The 16,002-nt window shown below is 71.2% G+C and carries 16 protein-coding genes; 8 read left to right on the top strand and 8 right to left on the bottom strand.

The window, feature by feature from the left end:
• The first annotated feature begins 5 nt into the window (after nucleotides 1–5).
• Nucleotides 6–812, top strand: coding sequence for an SAM-dependent methyltransferase (locus tag ACQP2Y_RS28530; protein WP_433718109.1), 807 nt, complete (start codon nucleotides 6–8; stop codon nucleotides 810–812).
• Between the two features lie 101 nt (nucleotides 813–913).
• A complete protein-coding gene (locus ACQP2Y_RS28525; protein ID WP_433718108.1) occupies nucleotides 914–1,525 on the top strand; it encodes a hypothetical protein in 612 nt (203 codons plus the stop codon).
• Between the two features lie 6 nt (nucleotides 1,526–1,531).
• Here the strand turns inward: ACQP2Y_RS28525 and ACQP2Y_RS28520 are convergent, their stop codons facing one another.
• From ACQP2Y_RS28520 to ACQP2Y_RS28510, 3 genes are all read right to left on the bottom strand, one after another.
• Nucleotides 1,532–2,584, bottom strand: a complete 1,053-nt coding sequence (locus tag ACQP2Y_RS28520) for a type III PLP-dependent enzyme (protein WP_433732090.1) — start codon at nucleotides 2,582–2,584, stop codon at nucleotides 1,532–1,534.
• A 393-nt stretch (nucleotides 2,585–2,977) separates the two neighbouring features.
• Complete coding sequence (locus tag ACQP2Y_RS28515) at nucleotides 2,978–3,193, bottom strand: DUF397 domain-containing protein (protein ID WP_360543243.1); 216 nt, start codon at nucleotides 3,191–3,193, stop codon at nucleotides 2,978–2,980.
• A 75-nt stretch (nucleotides 3,194–3,268) separates the two neighbouring features.
• Nucleotides 3,269–4,117, bottom strand: a complete 849-nt coding sequence (locus ACQP2Y_RS28510; RefSeq protein ID WP_433718107.1) for a helix-turn-helix domain-containing protein — start codon at nucleotides 4,115–4,117, stop codon at nucleotides 3,269–3,271.
• 218 nt (nucleotides 4,118–4,335) lie between these two features.
• Here ACQP2Y_RS28510 and ACQP2Y_RS28505 point away from each other — a divergent pair, with 218 nt between their 5' ends.
• Entirely contained in the window at nucleotides 4,336–4,974 is a 639-nt protein-coding gene (locus tag ACQP2Y_RS28505) for a GOLPH3/VPS74 family protein (RefSeq protein WP_360824221.1), read from the top strand.
• 62 nt (nucleotides 4,975–5,036) lie between these two features.
• Nucleotides 5,037–6,569, top strand: a complete 1,533-nt coding sequence (locus tag ACQP2Y_RS28500) for an APC family permease (RefSeq protein ID WP_433718106.1) — start codon at nucleotides 5,037–5,039, stop codon at nucleotides 6,567–6,569.
• Nucleotides 6,570–6,809: 240 nt separating this feature from the next.
• On the opposite strand, the gene ACQP2Y_RS28495 is transcribed toward ACQP2Y_RS28500, so the two are convergent.
• On the bottom strand, nucleotides 6,810–7,370 hold the full coding sequence (locus ACQP2Y_RS28495; protein ID WP_360543235.1) for a GNAT family N-acetyltransferase: 561 nt from the start codon (nucleotides 7,368–7,370) through the stop codon (nucleotides 6,810–6,812).
• Nucleotides 7,371–7,700: 330 nt separating this feature from the next.
• Between ACQP2Y_RS28495 and ACQP2Y_RS28490 the strand changes: the two genes are divergently transcribed.
• Nucleotides 7,701–9,512 carry an L-lactate permease gene (locus ACQP2Y_RS28490; protein ID WP_433718105.1) on the top strand — a complete coding sequence of 604 codons (1,812 nt, stop codon included), beginning with the start codon at nucleotides 7,701–7,703 and terminating at the stop codon, nucleotides 9,510–9,512.
• Here ACQP2Y_RS28490 and ACQP2Y_RS28485 read toward each other — a convergent pair.
• From ACQP2Y_RS28485 to ACQP2Y_RS28475, 3 genes are all read right to left on the bottom strand, one after another.
• Nucleotides 9,487–10,155: an HAD family hydrolase gene (locus ACQP2Y_RS28485; RefSeq protein WP_433718104.1), complete on the bottom strand. Its 669-nt coding sequence runs from the start codon at nucleotides 10,153–10,155 to the stop codon at nucleotides 9,487–9,489. The genes ACQP2Y_RS28490 and ACQP2Y_RS28485 overlap by 26 nt on opposite strands.
• Nucleotides 10,152–11,345 (bottom strand): MFS transporter, encoded by a 1,194-nt coding sequence (locus ACQP2Y_RS28480; protein ID WP_433718103.1) that lies wholly within the window; start codon nucleotides 11,343–11,345, stop codon nucleotides 10,152–10,154. Before ACQP2Y_RS28480 ends, ACQP2Y_RS28485 begins: the two co-directional genes overlap by 4 nt.
• 157 nt (nucleotides 11,346–11,502) lie before the next feature.
• Complete coding sequence (locus tag ACQP2Y_RS28475) at nucleotides 11,503–13,359, bottom strand: sensor histidine kinase (protein ID WP_433718102.1); 1,857 nt, start codon at nucleotides 13,357–13,359, stop codon at nucleotides 11,503–11,505.
• 86 nt (nucleotides 13,360–13,445) lie between these two features.
• Here ACQP2Y_RS28475 and ACQP2Y_RS28470 point away from each other — a divergent pair, with 86 nt between their 5' ends.
• Nucleotides 13,446–13,919 carry an aminoacyl-tRNA deacylase gene (locus tag ACQP2Y_RS28470; protein WP_360821894.1) on the top strand — a complete coding sequence of 158 codons (474 nt, stop codon included), beginning with the start codon at nucleotides 13,446–13,448 and terminating at the stop codon, nucleotides 13,917–13,919.
• Nucleotides 13,920–13,925: 6 nt separating this feature from the next.
• Here ACQP2Y_RS28470 and ACQP2Y_RS28465 read toward each other — a convergent pair whose 3' ends face one another.
• Complete coding sequence (locus ACQP2Y_RS28465) at nucleotides 13,926–14,291, bottom strand: DUF4406 domain-containing protein (protein ID WP_433718101.1); 366 nt, start codon at nucleotides 14,289–14,291, stop codon at nucleotides 13,926–13,928.
• Nucleotides 14,292–14,347: 56 nt separating this feature from the next.
• Here ACQP2Y_RS28465 and ACQP2Y_RS28460 point away from each other — a divergent pair, with 56 nt between their 5' ends.
• Both ACQP2Y_RS28460 and ACQP2Y_RS28455 read left to right on the top strand, forming a co-directional pair.
• A complete protein-coding gene (locus ACQP2Y_RS28460) occupies nucleotides 14,348–15,103 on the top strand; it encodes a DeoR/GlpR family DNA-binding transcription regulator (protein WP_433718100.1) in 756 nt (251 codons plus the stop codon).
• 122 nt (nucleotides 15,104–15,225) lie between these two features.
• Complete coding sequence (locus tag ACQP2Y_RS28455) at nucleotides 15,226–16,002, top strand: SAM-dependent methyltransferase (protein ID WP_433732088.1); 777 nt, start codon at nucleotides 15,226–15,228, stop codon at nucleotides 16,000–16,002.

The raw sequence follows: 16,002 nt of genomic DNA, 5'->3' as shown, positions 1-16,002 counted from the left end.
GCGACATGGGTGAGCCGGCGCCGCTCCCCGCCGGGATCGACCCGAACCGGCCCAGTCCGGCCCGGATGTACGACTACTTCCTGGGCGGCACCCACAACTTCGCCGCCGACCGGGTGGTCGCCGACCGCGCCGTCGAGCTGGTGCCCGAGGTGCCGCTGATCGCCCGGGCGAACCGGGCCTTCCTCGGCCGGGCCGTCCGGTTCGCCGCGGGCCGCGGCATCCGGCAGTTCCTCGATCTCGGCGCCGGCATCCCGACGGCGGACCCGGTGCACGAGATCGCGCGGGCGGTCCACCCGGACGCCCGGGTCGCCTACGTCGACCCGGAACCGACCGCGGTGCTGCACGCCCGGGCGATCCTCGGCGACGATCCGGGTACGGCCGTGCTCCAGGCCGACCTGCAGCACAGCCGCGAGCTGCTCGACGATCCGGCGCTGCGGGCCGTGCTCGACCTCACCGAGCCGGTGTGCGTGCTGATGGTGGCGGTGCTGCACTTCCTGCCCGACGGCCCCGAGCTGACCGAGGCGCTGCGGCACTACCACGACGCCGTGGCACCGGGCAGCGTCCTCGCGGTCACCCACGCCACCGGCGGCTCCCGCCGCGAGCAGCTCGAACGCTTCACGGATCTCTACCACCGCACCGGTACGCCGCTGGTCATGCGCGACCAGCCGGGTCTGGCGGCCCTGCTGGAGGGCTGGACCCCGGTCGCGCCGGGCATCGTGCACGGGCCCGAGTGGCACCCGGACCCAGGGACAGCGCCGGTGCCCGATCCGGCCTCGTACGCGACCCTGGCCGGCGTGTTCCTCCGGACCTGAGTGCCCGGCGGCGGCCTCCCCGGGTCCGGGTAGTCTGCATCCGCGTCGTCACAGCCGGTTGATCAAGCCGCGCCGGCGCGCCCGTGCGGAGGGATCAGCCCGTGGCCGAGGATGTCGAGCCGCAGCGTCGAACCGGCAGCTTCTCCGGGCGGCGCCGGCTCGCTGCCGTCGTGGGTGCGGCCGCGGCGGTCCTTGCCGTCGGCGTACCGGTGGCTCTTGCCGGCCGGGCGAGCTCCGGCCCGCCGGGCGCCGAGGGCATCCTGCCGTCCCCGCCGGCTGGCAAGAGCATTCTGCCGTCCCCGCCGGGCGCTGACGGCATTCTGCCGTCTCGGCCCGCCGGCGAGTCGACCCTGCGGGCCGGTGAGGCTGACGGCCTGCCGCCGCCTCCGCCCGCCGTCGAGCCGACGGGTGTGCCGGCCGGGAAGCCGGTCCCCGGGCAGGTGAAGGGCCGCCCCGTCGACGACGGCTGCCCCGTGACCGCGCCGCTCCTGCTCGACGCTCTGCGCGCCGGCGACCGCTACCAGCACCTCGCCACCACCGGCGGGCTGGGCGACGTCGACTGCTACGACAGCTACGCCCTGGCTCGCACCCGGCCCGACGGTGCCGACGTGGTCTTCCGCTACTCGCAGCTGACCGAGACCTGGCACCCGATCGCCGGCGCCTGCGCCGAGGTGCCCGCAGACATCCGCGCCCACCTGCGCCGCTGCGCCTGAACGAGCTCAGGTCAGCACCACGTGCGGCTTGGCGAAGCCGTTGAAACGGGACGCGTACACGGTCGTGTAGGCACCGGCGGAACCGATGAACAGCTCGTCACCCTCCCGCAGGTCCGCCGACAGGGGTACGTCGCGGGCGTACGTGTCCTGGCCGTCGCAGGTCGGGCCGGTGATGTGCCAGTTTCGCCGGGCCGCCGAGCGGCGCGCGTCCCAGATCGGGTAGCGCAGCTCCCCGCTGGACTCGAGCACCTCCATCATCCCGTTGAAGACGCCCAGGTCGGTGTGCACCCACCAGCCCGACGGCCGGCGCGCGACCCCGATGACCCGGCAGCGGAAGGTCCCGGCCTCGGCGACCAGGCACCGGCCCGGTTCGGCGAAGACCTCCACCGGGTACGGGAGCTGCGCGATGCCGGCCGCGGCGGCGCGACCGAACGCCGCCAGTGCGGGCACCGGCTCGTCGTAGACAGCCGGGAACCCGCCGCCGATGTCGACCATCTGCAGCCGGATGCCGTGGCTGACGAGTCTGGCCAGGACGGTGTGCACGTCCTCCAGTGGCCCGGTGAGCGCGGCCGGGGTCAGCGACTGCGACCCGATGTGGAAGGTGATCCCGTACGGCACCAGCCCGAGCGTGCGCGCGCGGACCAGCAGCTCGATCGCCCCGGGCACGTCCACACCGAACTTGCCCTCGCTGGGCACCAGGCTGGCCCGGTCGCCGGTGGACAGCCGGGCGTAGACGCAGCTCCCGGGGGCTTCCTCGGCCACTCGCTCCAGCTCGTCGAGCGAGTCCACAGAGAACCGGTAGACGCCGGCGCGGGCGGCTCCGCGGGTCTGTTCGCGGGCCCGTACCGGATTGCTGAAGAGCAGATCCTGGCCGCGGACGCCGAGCGACCGCAGAATGCCCACCTCGTCCACCGAGGCGACCTCGAAACGGGCGCCCGCGGTGTGCAGCACGCGCAGCACCCCGGGGTCGGTATTGCATTTGGTCGCGAAGAATGGACGGACGTTCGGGAATGCGTTCTTGAATTCTTCGACGGCAGCGGCTATACGCGCGGATTTCATCTCGAGGACAGGCACGCCGGAAACGGAGGGAGGGCCTTGCAGTCCGGCCGGCGAATCGGCTACCGCGGGGCCTGGAGGAAAAGTGCGCAACGGGGAACCCCTTCACGCTGGGTGACAGCTCCGCTGCTGAGCGTACACCTCGGGGGTGCTCCGGGTGAATACCGCGCTCGCCGCCGGATCTGTCCACAGCGGAGTCTGTGCAGGTCAGGGCCCCATTGCACAGATTCGGGGCGCCCCGTCTGGGGCGCCCCGATCCGGCGTTACCTCAAGGTCCCGATCGTGCGCAACGATTCGGCCGGCGCAGACGTTTCACTATCTTGAAACGGATCTTGCCGTTCGGGAAGTTGACGTTGATTGACTACTTCCCATCGTCACGCACCTATCGGTAACCTCTCATCTGTTGTTATCGAACTCGCCGTCCTTTGCCGAGTGAACAAACTCGGTCCAGTCCGACGGGTTGAAGATGAGAGCTGGACCCGTAGGGTTCTTGCTGTCGCGTACGGCGACAACTGTGTCGAGGAATGCGACCTCGACACAGTTGTTGCCACCGTTTCCGTTGCTGCGACTGGATTTCTTCCACACAGCAGCGTCGAGATGGTGCGCAGGCATGCCAAGCACCTCCCTTCAATATGCGGTTGTAGTTCTCCCCTGCACGGGTTCGTGCAGGCATTCGGTCGTACCGGCCTATCCGCGAAGCAGGCCCTCGATCATCTTGATGGACAAGCGGGGATCGAGGGCTTTGGCGCTCAGTCGCTCGAACTCGTCACGGTAGCGGGCGACCTCTGAATGTTGCTCTTCGTAGTAGTCGCCCGCAAGACCCTCTAGGTAAACTACATCCAAATGAGTGGTCTCCCGGAACGCCAAAAGTGCTGCTGAGCCGCCCAGGAAGGGATGTTCGCCGGCATCGAACGGGAGAATCTTCAACGTCACGGTCGGTAATTGCGCGGTTTCTATCAGGTGCTGCAACTGCTCGTCCATGACATCCGGGCCGCCGATGACCCGTCGCACCACGGATTCGTCGACGAGGGCGAGGAGTTCCAGTGGATTCGTAGCCCGCAGCCGGCCCTGCCGCTTGCGCCGCAGCGCGACCCGCCGGTCCACCAGGTGCGGCGGGTCCTGCGCGCGGCCTGTCCGCATCAGCGCGCGCATGTAGGCCTCCGTCTGCAGTAGACCCGGCAGAACGATGGGTTCCCAGGCCAGCAGGGTCGAGGCCTCCGCCTCCAGGCCCACGAAGTTGCCCGGCCGCATGATGTCGCGGTAGTCCGTCCACCACGTGCGCTCGCGCGACATCCGGGCCAGCGCCATGAGCGCCTCGCGGTAGTTCTCGTCCTGCACGCCGTAGAGGGTCAGCAGGTCCTTGACGTCGCGGGCGGTCACCGCCACGCGCGCGGTCTCGATCCTGGTCACCTTGGCCGCGTGCCACTCGAAATGGCGGCCGACGGTCTCCTGGGTCAGGCCGGCTTCCTCGCGGCAGCGCTTCAATTCCGCGCCCAATCGGCGCCGTCGCAGTGTCGGGCCCTCGTCAGTGGACACTGCCGCCCCCTCGGTCCTCGGGAATGGGATTACTTTGACATCCACGCCTGGCGCCGGACCCATCCTCCGGCAAAAACATCACGACGTGATTCCGAGTCTAGTACTTCTTGTGTTGACCTTAGCGCCGGGTACATGATGCACCGGACAGGGAGTTAGTGCGGTCTATACAGGCAGTTGTCCCTGACGAATCACAGGTCGATGTTCTAGGGAGTGGCGGCGTGCTGGCTGACCAGTTCTATTTGATCGCTCACGAGGACCGGACCGGCCGTTCGCGGCTGCATCCACGGGCCACCGGCATCGGATTGGCCGCGGCGCTGCTGGGCGAACTCATCCTCGACAACAAACTCCGGATCTTCGCGGGCGATCTGGAGATCGTGAGCAACCAACCTCCTCGCGACGGGCTCGACCACGCCGTCCTCGACCTCCTCATCGCCCAGCCGCAGCACCGCGACGTGCGGACGTGGCTCGCCTACCTGTCGCAGGACGCGGCGGTACGGGTCGGGGAGCGCCTCGAACGCTCCGGTGCGGTGGAGTCGGTGACCCGGCGGCGGATGCTGAGCACCCAGACCTTCTACATGCCCAACAACGAGCTGCAGCGCAACGCCGCGGCCTGGGCTCCCATGCGGCTGGCCAACATCCTGGTCCGCGGCCTGGACATGTCCATCACCGACCGGGTGCTGGCCGGCCTCATCGCCGCCACCGGTCTCACCCGTCACGTGCTCTGGGACTTCGAGGCGCACCGGTCCGCGTTCTCCGTCCTGCCGAACACAGTGGCTTCCCTTCCCGAGGACCTGCGCCAGCTCATCGAGCACACCGAGGCCAGCGTCGGGTCGGTTCTCGCCGTCGGCCGTCGGTGAGCTCTCGCGGGCGGCACCACCGCCGCCAGGACAACTTCGATCAATGGGCCGGGAGGCTGTTGATGGCGCGTAAGGACCCCGCCGAGCCGGACATCATCTCCAGCGCACTGGCGCGCAACCGGCTCGGCGTCCCGTCGGTGGTCTTCTTCGGGGTGGCCGGGGCGGCCCCGCTGACCGTCATCATCGGCGCGATCTCCGCCATCTACGCGATCATCGGCAACACCGCGGTGCCCGTGGTCTATCTGGTCACCGCCGGCATCCTGTCCATCTTCACGGTGGGCTTCGTGGCGATGAGCCGGCACATCGTGAACTCCGGGGCCTTCTACGCGTACATCAGTCATGGGCTGGGGCGGCTGGCCGGGGTCGGGGCGGCCTTCGTGGCGCTGCCGGCGTACTCGCTCATGCAGATCGGGTTGTTCGGGCTGTTCGGCTCGGCGGCTTCCGACATCCTGGCGGCGTTCGGGCTCAAGGTCGGCTGGTTCGCCTGCGCCCTGGGGGCCTGGGCGGTCGTGTCGGTGCTGGGCCTGCTCTGGGTCGACCTCAGCGGCAAGGTGCTGGCGGTCCTGCTGATCGCCGAGATCAGCGTCGTCCTGGTCTACGACCTGGTGATGATCGCCAACCCGGCCGGCGGCAGCGTCAGCTTCGCCACGCTGAACCCGGCCCCGCTGTTCACCGCGGACGTGGGGCCCATGCTGGTGCTGGCCATCGCCGGTTTTGTCGGCTTCGAGGCCACCGTCGTGCTGTCCGAGGAGGCCAAGGACCCGAAGAAGACGATCGCCCGGGCCACCCACCTGGCCGTCATCCTCGCCGGCCTGCTCTGCGGCCTGTCGGCCTGGGCGATGTCGGTGACCACCGGGCCTAGCGGGGTGGTGGCGGCGGCCCAGGCCAACCGTACGGACATGGTCTTCAAGCTGGTCGCGCCGCACGTGCCGGGCATCCTGGTCGACATCGGCTACATCCTGTTCATGACCAGCGTCTTCGCCGCGCTGCTCGCGTTCCACGCCGCCGTGGCCCGCTACCAGTTCGCCCTCGGGCGTGAGGGTGTGCTGCCCGCGGCGTGGGGACGGACGCACCCGCGTACCGGTGCGCCCTTGCTCGGCTCGATCACCCAGAGCGTGCTGGCGGTCGGGGTGCTCTCGGCCTACGCCGTCGCCGGTCTGGAACCACTGTTCTATGTGTTCGCCTGGCTGACCACGATCGGCGGCCTCGGGGTGCTCTTCCTGATGTGGAGCGCGTCGTTCGCGGTGCTCGCGTTCTTCGTGCGCAACCGTGGCAAGGAGAACGTCTGGCGTTCGCAGATCGCCCCGATGATCGCCTTCCTGCTGCTCAGCGCCGTACTCGGGATCACCATCATCGGGTTCGGCGAGCTCCTGCAGGTCTCCGGCGACTCGCCGTTCCAGTGGCTGGTCCCGGTGCTCTACTGCGGGGTCGCGGCGATCGGCGTCGGCTGGGCGCTGGTCATGCGGGCCGCGCGGCCCGAGGCGTACGCGGCCATCGGCCGGGGCGTGGACGGCCGCACCATCGCGTTACCGGAAGGGCCACCGTCGACCAAAGGGTCACATGAACCGGTGGGGGCCCGCGGATACCACTACTGAACCCAGGCACACAAAAGGAGACCAGGCGACGGAAGGAGATCGTTCAGATGACCGACGACGGCCGGGAGCCACGGACCGGTGACTCCGTGGCGCCCGGCCGGACGGTGGTAGCGGGCCGGCGGACGCTCCCTGCGGCGCACCTCGAAGTCGACAGCTCCGGGGTATCGGCAGCGCCGCGACGAGCGTCAGCCCGCCCAGCCCGTGCGAAGGAGATGCCTATGGCGTGATGTCGGGGGACCCTCAGGCCGCCGCGGCTTCCGCGCTGAAATCGTAGAGCCAGTAGGACTGCTGGTCGATCCGCTGGAAGCGCATGTTGTCGGTGAGCCGCTCCACCATGGACCGGAAGATGTGCGAGAAGTTCAGCACCTCGTCGTTGTAGGAGCAGATGTCGATGCCGACGAGCCCGTTCTGGGTGGCCGCGGTGACGTACAACTGCTCGACGAGCTGCCGGAACATGTGCCGGCCCTGGGATTTGGGGTGAACCGCGACGAACCCGATGTACCAGATCCGCTTGCCCGCATAGTGCTCGGGCCAATGACGCTCGAAGTACTGCGGCGCGATCAACGGCACCGCCTCGAGGTCTCTGGTGTACGTCGCCAGACCGCACAGGGTCCCGTCATCGGTCAGGCAGAGGTACTTCTGGACCCGCGTGTCGTTCATGACCTCGTCGAATTCGTGGCGGTACATCAGGTGCCGCTGCACCGCCATCGCGTTCAGCTCATTGAACGCGGCGTAGTACAACTGCCAGGCCGCTTCGGCGAGCTCGTCGTCGTTGATCTGATCGACAATTTTGATGACCATGCTGTGCTCCCCGCAATGCTGCCGGTCGGGTGACCATCGACGCCTCACACCACTGAAGTTGATCGATGGCTATTTGACCAACAGAGTACGGAGGGTGACGCGGAAGCAACAGCCGGTGAGCATAGATTTCGGCCCTCCCGTGCCCGGATCGGCGATTTTGGCACGTCAAGGTCATGTACTCGGTGCACGTTGCACAAAGGACACGCCCCTGGCGACCGGCCGGGCCGTCGGTGCCCGCGCGTGGGCGACGGCGGCCCGCTCGCCGCTGTCCACCATGTCACGGGCGCGCCAGAAGCGTTAGATTGTGGTGCCTACCATTGACGAGCCTGGATGGCTGCCATGTCGGACCAGTTCACGATCGTGACCGACCCCGCCGGCAATTCCTTGGCGCTCTCGGCCCTGTTCGCGGCCCTGCCGCTGCTCACCCTGTTCATTCTGCTCGGCGCCCTGCGCATGCGGGCCTGGCTCGCGGGGATCATCGCGCTCGCGGTCGCTCTGGTGGTCGCCGTCGCGGTCTATGCGATGCCGGTCGGGCAGGCGCTGCTGTCCGCCTCCGAGGGCGCCGCCTTCGGCTTCTTCCCGATCCTGTGGATCGTGCTGAACGCGATCTGGGTCTACAACCTCACCGTGGCCAGCGGACACTTCGACGTGCTGCGCCGCTCGATGGCCCGGCTCAGCCCGGACATGCGGATCCAGGCGGTCATCGTCGCCTTCTGCTTCGGTGCCCTGCTGGAGGCGCTGGCCGGATTCGGTACGCCGGTGGCGGTCACCGTCGTCATGCTGATGGCCCTGGGCTTCCCGCCGCTGCGCGCGGCCTCGGTGGCATTGATCGCGAACACGGCACCGGTGGCCTTCGGCGCGCTCGCCACCCCGATCGTCACCCTGGGCACGGTCACCTCGGGCGCCTTGGACGATCCCCGGCTCAACACCGACACCCTGGGGGCCATGGTCGGCCGGCAGACCCCGCTGCTGGCTGTGGTCGTACCCCTGGTCCTGGTCGCGGTGATCGACGGCCGCCGCGGGGTCCGGCAGACCTGGCCGGCGGCCGTGGTCGCCGGGGTGGTCTTCGCCGCCGGGCAGTTCGTGGCCTCGAACTACATCTCGGTGCCGCTGACCGACATCATCGCGTCGCTGCTGGCCGCGGCCGCGGTCGTGCTGCTGCTGCGGTTCTGGCGGCCGGCCGAGTCCCCGGACCTGCGCGAGCCGCAGCCCGCCGCTTCGCCCGGCACCGAACCGGGCCGCGGCGCGGCGTCGCCGGGAGGGGAGCCCGTGCCGGTGGGCGCGGGTGACGAGCCGGCGTCAGCGGGAGCGGCGCCGGGAAGCCGGCCGGGCGGGGCAGACAGGGAGCCGGCCCGGGCCGGCGCGGACGCCGGTCTGGCGCGGCGCGACAGCGGGGCCGAGATCGCCCGCGCCTACGCCCCGTACCTGATCATCATCGTGATCTTCTCGATCGCGAACATCGGGGCGGTCAAGTCGGCCCTGGCCGGACGGCCGTGGACGGTCACCTTCGGCTGGCCGGGACTGCACATCATCGGCACCAACGGCAAACCGCTGGCCTCGACCACCTTCACCCTGGGCTGGCTCGGCGCCGCGGGCACCCTGATGATCCTGGCCGGCATCCTGACCGCGGTGGTGCTGCGGATCCGGCCCGGCCGGGCTCTGCGGGCCTACGCCGACACCTATGTGGAGCTCCGGCACGCCATCGTCACCGTGATGGCGGTGCTGGCGCTGGCCTACGTGCTCAACCAGTCCGGCCAGACCAACACGCTCGGCGAGTTCCTGGCCCAGGCCGGTGGGCTGTTCATCTTCCTGTCCTCCATCCTGGGCTGGATCGGGGTGGCGGTGACCGGTTCCGACACCTCGGCCAACGCCCTGTTCGGCGCCCTGCAGGTGGAGACCGCCGCCCGCGCCGGGCTCGATCCGGTGCTGCTCGCCGCCGCGAACTCCTCCGGCGGGGTGCTGGGCAAGATGATCAGCCCGCAGAACCTGGCGATCGCCGCGTCCGCCGTCGGCATGGCCGGCCGGGAGGGTGACATCTTCCGCAAGGTGGTCGGCTGGAGCCTGGTGCTGCTGCTGGTCATGTGTGTCCTGGTCACGCTGCAGGGCACGCCCGTGCTCAGCTGGATGGTGCCGGGCGGCTGAGCAGCAGCTCCACCGCAGCGGTCAGCGTCGCCACGACCGGCACGCCGGCGTCGGCGAAGTGGTCGCGGGCGTGCAGGGCGTCCTCGCCCGGGTGGTAGAGCACGCACCGGACGCCGCACTCGCGGGCCGCGCGGGCGTCGTCGAGGCTGTCCCCGACGACGACCGCGTAGTGCGGGGCGATGCCCTGCTCGTGCAGGTGGCGGCGCAGATGCGGGGCCTTGTGGGCCAGGTCCCGGCCGGTGCTGCCGTCGACGCGGGTGAAATGGTGGCCGATGCCCGCGGCGGCGATCAGTGGGACGAGCTGCTCGTGCGGATACATCGAGAGCAGCGACTGCCGGCCGCCGGCGGCCGTCCACCGGGAGAACGCGTCGATCGCGTCGGCGGTGAGGGTCACGGCCGTACGGTGCCGGGCGTACGCGGCGCGGAAGCACTCGTCGAGCCGTCGTTGCTCGTCGTCTGTCAGCGGCCGGCCGGCGAGCCGCTCGTAGAAGGTGGTGATCGGCTGGGTGTGGTGGCGCTGGTAGGCCGTGCGGGTGACGGCGGGCAGGCGGCACGCGGCGAAGGCGTCGATGGTCGCGTCGATGAGCGCCCGGCTGTCGCCGAAGACCGTGCCGTTCCAGTCCCACACGATGTGGCCGGTCACGCGCCGACCGCCCGGGCCGGCGCCGAGCTTGCCCGGTACACGACGGTCAGCACCGCGACGCAGACCAGCGCGGCCAGGGGTGCGAGGGTGAAGCCGTACCGGATGCCGGCAGCGACCAGGGGACCGGCCGCAGCCGAACCGATCGCGCTGCCGACCGCGAAGGCCGTCGCCACCCAGGCGAAGGCCTCGGCGACCGTGCCCGCCGGGGCCAGCCGGTCGGCCGCGAGGAACACCGCCGTCAGCAGCGGGGGCAGGGCCAGGCCGCTGACGGCCAGCAGCACCGCCATAACCGCCGGGCGCGGCGTGACCAGCAACGGCAGGAAGCCGGCCGTCAGCGCGGCGGCGAGCAACGGCAGCCGGACCGGTCCGCCGGGCCGGGCCCGGGTGTAGAGCAGGCCGCCGATCAGCGCCCCGGCCGCCTGGGCGGCGAGCAGCCAGCCGCTCAGCGACCGGGCCCCGGCGGCCTCGGCGTAGCCGGTCAGCGCCACCGGGATGCTGCCGAAGGCCAGGCCCACGCAGAGCACCCCGACCAGCATCAGCGCCAGCCGGTGCGAGCGCAGCGGTCCGGCCCAGTGCCGTACGGCCGGCACCCCGCGCCACGAGCGCACGGCCGGCGTCAGCGCGAACACGGCGGTGCCCGCCAGTTGCAGCGCGGCCGCGGTGAGCAGGCCGGCGGTCGGGCCACCCAGAGCCACGGCCGCGACCGTGGTCAGCGGGCCGACCACGAAGATCACCTCCTGGACGGCGATGTCCAGGGCGTACGCCGCGGGGACCACGTCCGGGGCCAGCAGGTCCGGCCACAGCGCGCGCAGGCACGCCTCCAGCGGCGGGGTGCCGAGCCCGGCCAGCGCCGCCCCGACGGCGGCCACCGGAATGCGATGCCCGCCCGCCGCGACGATGGCGAAACCGACGCCGGACACCAGTGCCGAGGCCCACAGCACGGGCGGCTGGCGCCAGCGGTCGACCGTGCGGGCCAGCAGGGGAGCGCTCACCGCCATCGCCGCCGTGTACGCCGCCACCAGTAGCCCGGCGGCGGTCAGGCTCAGCGACTGGCGGGCGAACAGCAGCAGGGCGAGCGGGCCGGAGGCCAGTGGCAGGCGGCCGACCTGGCTGGCGAGCAGGACGCGGGAGACCTGCGGCGCACGCAGCACCGCGCGGACCCGGGGCGGAGAGGAACTGACAGCGGACATGACACATCGCTCCCTGTGCGATGAGGAATGGTGCTGGACGCGCCGGTGCCGGGGCTGCGTCAGGGAGCGAAGTCGGCCCGCTCGTGGTCGTTGCCGTACAGCGGCAGGGCGGGGGTGATCCAGTGGGCGTACGCCGCCGCGACTGCCTCCACCGGGATCACTGCCCGACCATAACCCAGTCGGCCGGGTCGGTGGGGGCCACGTCGGCGGGCCGGGGCACAACCGGCAGCGTGAACCAGAACCGGCTGCCGCCGCCCGGGTTGTCGTCGATGCCGACCCGGCCGCCGTGGCGTTCGACGATCCGGGCCACGATGGCCAGGCCCAGGCCGGTGCCCGGATAGCCCTCGCTGCCGGCCGCCCGGGCGAAGGCGGTGAAGACGGTGTCGCGCTGGTCCTCCGGGATGCCGATGCCGCGGTCGGCGACGTCGATCCGGACGGCGTCGCCCTCGGGCCGGCTGCTGATCCGCACGTACGGCTGGTGCCCCTCCGCCGTGTACTTCACCGCGTTGCCGATCAGGTTGTCCAGCACTTGCCGCAGCAGCGTGGCATCCCCCGGTACGGCGGGCAGCGGGTCCACGACGATCAGGGTGTCCGACTGCTGCGCCCCGCTGAGCCGTTCGTGGGCGATGTCGTCGGCCAGCGCCTTCAAATCGACCGTCGTGGTGTTCAGCGTCCGGTTCTCGGCGGTGGCGTAGTCGAGCAGGTCGTCGATGAGGGTCTGCATGCGCTGGGCGCCGCCGTACAGCCGTTCCAGGAAGTCGCGGTGCTGCGGGTCGAGCCGCGCCGCGGCCTCCTCGCGCAGGAAGTCCGCGTAGCCGGTGATCCGGGCCAGCGGGCTGCGCAGGTCGTGGGCCACGATGCCGGCGAAGCCGACCAGCTCCGTCTCGCGCTGCCGCAGCTGCTGCTCGACGGCTTCGCGCCGCCGGATGTCGTGCAGCAGCGCGGTGGTGGCCTGGTCGACCCGGCGCAGCGCGCGGTTGCGGGAGGTGAGCACGGTGCCGGTGAGCCCGGCGATCAGCGCGGTCAGCAGGGCGCCGATGATCCACGCGGCGACGTCGAGGTGCATGTCGGCGCCGGGCAGCAGCCGCTGGGTGGGCTGGACGACGAGCCGCCAGGTGCGTTGCGGAACGGTGACCGGGACGTCGCTGGGGTCCGGGTGGTCGTGCAGCCGGGCCGGCGGCATCCAGCTCGCGACCGGGACCGGGGTGCCGGGCGCGGTGTCGAACAGGGTGACGGCCACGGCGTCGCCGGCCACCACGCTGATCGCCTGCCGCAGGAAGTCGCCGCCGCGCAGCCCCATGGTCAGCCAGCCGCGGAACTGCCCGGTGTCCGGGGCGGCCGGCGAGGTCGCGTAGACCGGCGCGGCCAGCACGAACGACAACTGTTGCAGCGTGGCCGGCAGGGACTGGTCCTTGATCAGCCGGTAGGTGCTGCTCGTCGCCACCCGGTGACTCTGCCGGGCCTGTCGCATCGCCGCGACCGCCGCCGGTGACCCTGCCAGGTCGCGGCCCAGCAGCGACTCGCCGCGGTCGAGCGAGCGGTGCAGCACGATGAACAGGTGGTCGCCCACGGCGGTCGGCACCGGCTGCAGGGCCAGCCCGGCGTCACCGCGGTCCCGCCAGAAACGCTGCACCTGCGGTATCCGCGAGCTGCTCGCCGGCACCACGAAGGCCACCCCGCTGGCCCCGGGCAGCCGCTGCTGGTCGATCGCGGCGACGATGGCGGTGAACTCGGCGGACTCCAGCCGGGCCTGGGCGCCGACGGCCGCGGCCAGGTCGGTCAGGGAGGTGCTGTAGCGACGGACCTCGGCGGCCACGGTCTGCGCGACGATCATGGATCGCTGCTCCAGGGCCCGGTGCGCCCGGTCGTCGTCGGCCCGCCGCAACGCCAGCGCGGCCAGCGTGGTGCCGAGCAGGCCGAGGGCGATGACCAGGGCGAGCACGCGTACCGAGCGACGCCCCGGCGACCGCGAGCCGGCGCCGGGGGAGGTGCTCGTGCCGGAACCCCCGCCCACGGCCCGACGCTACGCCCGCGGCCGGGACCCGGGTGGCGATTCCCGCGGTTGGCGGGCGTGTCCGGTGCCCTGGGTATGGTGATCTCATGTCAGGACCCGCCGTGCCGGCCGTCGAGGCGGCCGGGATCGCGCACCGCGTGCTGCGGCACGGGCCGGTCGGCAGCGTGGCCGAGGCCGCTGCCGCCCAGGGCATGGAGGTCCGCGACCTCGTCAAAACCCTGGTGGTACGCCGCGCCGACGACCAGTACGTCTTCGTGCTGGTGCCCGGCGACCGGGTGATCTCGTGGCCGAAGCTGCGCGCCCTGCTCGGCGTCAACCGGTTGTCGATGCCGGACGCCGCGACGGCCAAGCAGGCCACCGGTTACGAGCGCGGCACCATCACCCCGTTCGGGTCCTCGACGGCCTGGCCGGTGATCGCCGACGAACGGCTGCGCGGCCGCACGATCGGTCTCGGCGCCGGCGAGCGCGGGGTCGGCCTGCAGGTGGCCGCGGACGAGGCCGTCAAAGCGCTGGACGCCACCTTCGCCGACGTGACGGATCCCGAGCCGGCCCGGTCCTAGCGACGCTCAGGCGGGCTGGGTGACGTGCCCGGGGATCTCCTCGATCCGGTGATAGACCGGCAGGCCGCGCTCGCGGGCGATGGCCACGTCCTGGTCCGCGCCGGTGGACTCGCCGGGCAGCCGCAGGACCGCGTCGCAGTGCTGCAGCAGCCGCTGGGCCGTCGGGTAGAGCACGTCCTCGGCGGTGGCCGCGCCGTGCGCCTGGTCGAGCACCGGCAGGGCCACCCATTCGCCGATCATCGGCACGTGCCCGGCCTGGAAGATCGGCCACGCCGCCTCCTCGAGGCGGGCCAGGTTGGCCGCGATCAGGTCGGGGTCGCCGCCGGTGCCGGAGCGGTAGGGGCCGGCAATGAGGATCATCATGGGCTTCATGGCGCCAGATTAACGCTAGACTCGGCAAAAACAAAGAAGAACGTGGAGAAACGTGCATGCTGGCCGCGCAACGTAAGGACTTCCTGCTCACCCGGCTCGACCGCGACCGCCGGGTGGTGGCCAAGGATGTGGCCGCCGAGCTCGGTGTCTCCGAGGACAGCGTCCGGCGGGACCTGCGGGAGCTGGCCGCCGCCGGGCTCTGCCAGCGGGTCTACGGCGGTGCGCTGCCTGCCTCGCCGGCGGTGGCCGACTACGGCACCCGGCGCGCGGTCGAGGTGGACAGCAAGCAGCGGGTCGCCGCGGCCGCCGCGGCCCTGATCCGGCCGGGGAGCACCGTGATCCTCGACGGCGGCACGACCGCCCTGGCCGTGACCCGGGCGTTGCCGGCCGGCCTGGAGGCGACCGTGGTCACCCACAGCCCGACCGTCGCCGCCGCGCTCGCCGAGCACCCCTCGGTCGAGGTCTACATCCTCGGCGGCCGGCTCTTCCGGCACTCGATGGTCGCGTGCGGCGCGGCGGCGGTCGAGGCCGCCCAGGTGGTGCACGCGGACCTGTTCCTGCTCGGGGTGACCGGCGTGCACCCGGACGCCGGGCTGACCACCGGCGACGCCGACGAGGCCGCGATGAAACGGGCCCTGGCCAAGCGGGCCGCGGACACCTACGTGCTGGCCAGCACCGAGAAGATCGGGGCCGCCTCCCGCTTCGCGGTGCTGCCGCTGAGCGCCGTGGCGGGAGTCATCACCGACGCGTCGTCACAGGACGAAACCGTACGGCGACTGAGTGCTGAAGGCGTACCGGTGCTTCCCGCTTAGGCCGCGGAGTATGACCGTTCGGCGCACGCCTGCGATCGATGGGCGGTTTATGCTTGCGCCGTTCCATCCGGCGTGGTTCCGCTCGAGCAAGGGATGTGCACGTGGCTGACGGCCAGCAGGAGATGCCCAAACTGGACACCACCGTCCCGCAGACGGCCCGGATCTGGAACCACCTGCTGGGTGGCAAGGACAACTTCGCCGTCGACCGGGAGGTCGGCGACCAGATCATCGCGTCCCTGCCGCAGCTCGCCGAGAACGCCCGGCTCTCCCGGGCCTACCTGGCCCGCGCGGTGCGTTACCTGGCCGGCGAGGCGGGCGTGCGGCAGTTCCTGGACATCGGCACGGGCCTGCCCACCGCCGACAACACCCACGAGGTCGCGCAGCAGGTCGCCCCGGACGCCCGGATCGTCTATGTGGACAACGACCCGCTGGTGCTCGCGCACGCCCGGGCCCTGCTGACCACCAGCCCCGAGGGCGCCACCGACTACATCGACGCCGACCTGCGCGACTCTGACACCATCCTGCGCGAGGCCGCCCGCACCCTCGACCTGGACCGGCCGGTGGCGCTGTTCCTGATGGGCATTCTCGGTCACATCGAGGACGACGCCGAAGCCAAGTCGATCATCGACAAGATCATGGGACGGCTCGCCCCGGGCAGCTACCTGGCGATGTACGACGGCAGCGACACCAGCGAGGCCAACAACGAGGCCGTGCGGATCTGGAACATCTCCGCCAACCCGAAGTACCACCTGCGCAGCGCCGCCCGCATCGCCGGGCTGTTCGAGGGGCTGGAACTGGTCGAGCCCGGCGTCGTTCCGGTGACCCGCTGGAAGCCGGAGCCGGGTGCCGAGAACGCGCCGGAGATCGACCAGTACTGTGCCGTGGGCCGCAAACCGTAA

The sequence above is a fragment of the Actinoplanes sp. CA-051413 genome (assembly GCF_050955795.1).
Classification (GTDB): domain Bacteria; phylum Actinomycetota; class Actinomycetes; order Mycobacteriales; family Micromonosporaceae; genus Actinoplanes.
This window is presented reverse-complemented; position numbering and strand designations above follow the sequence as displayed.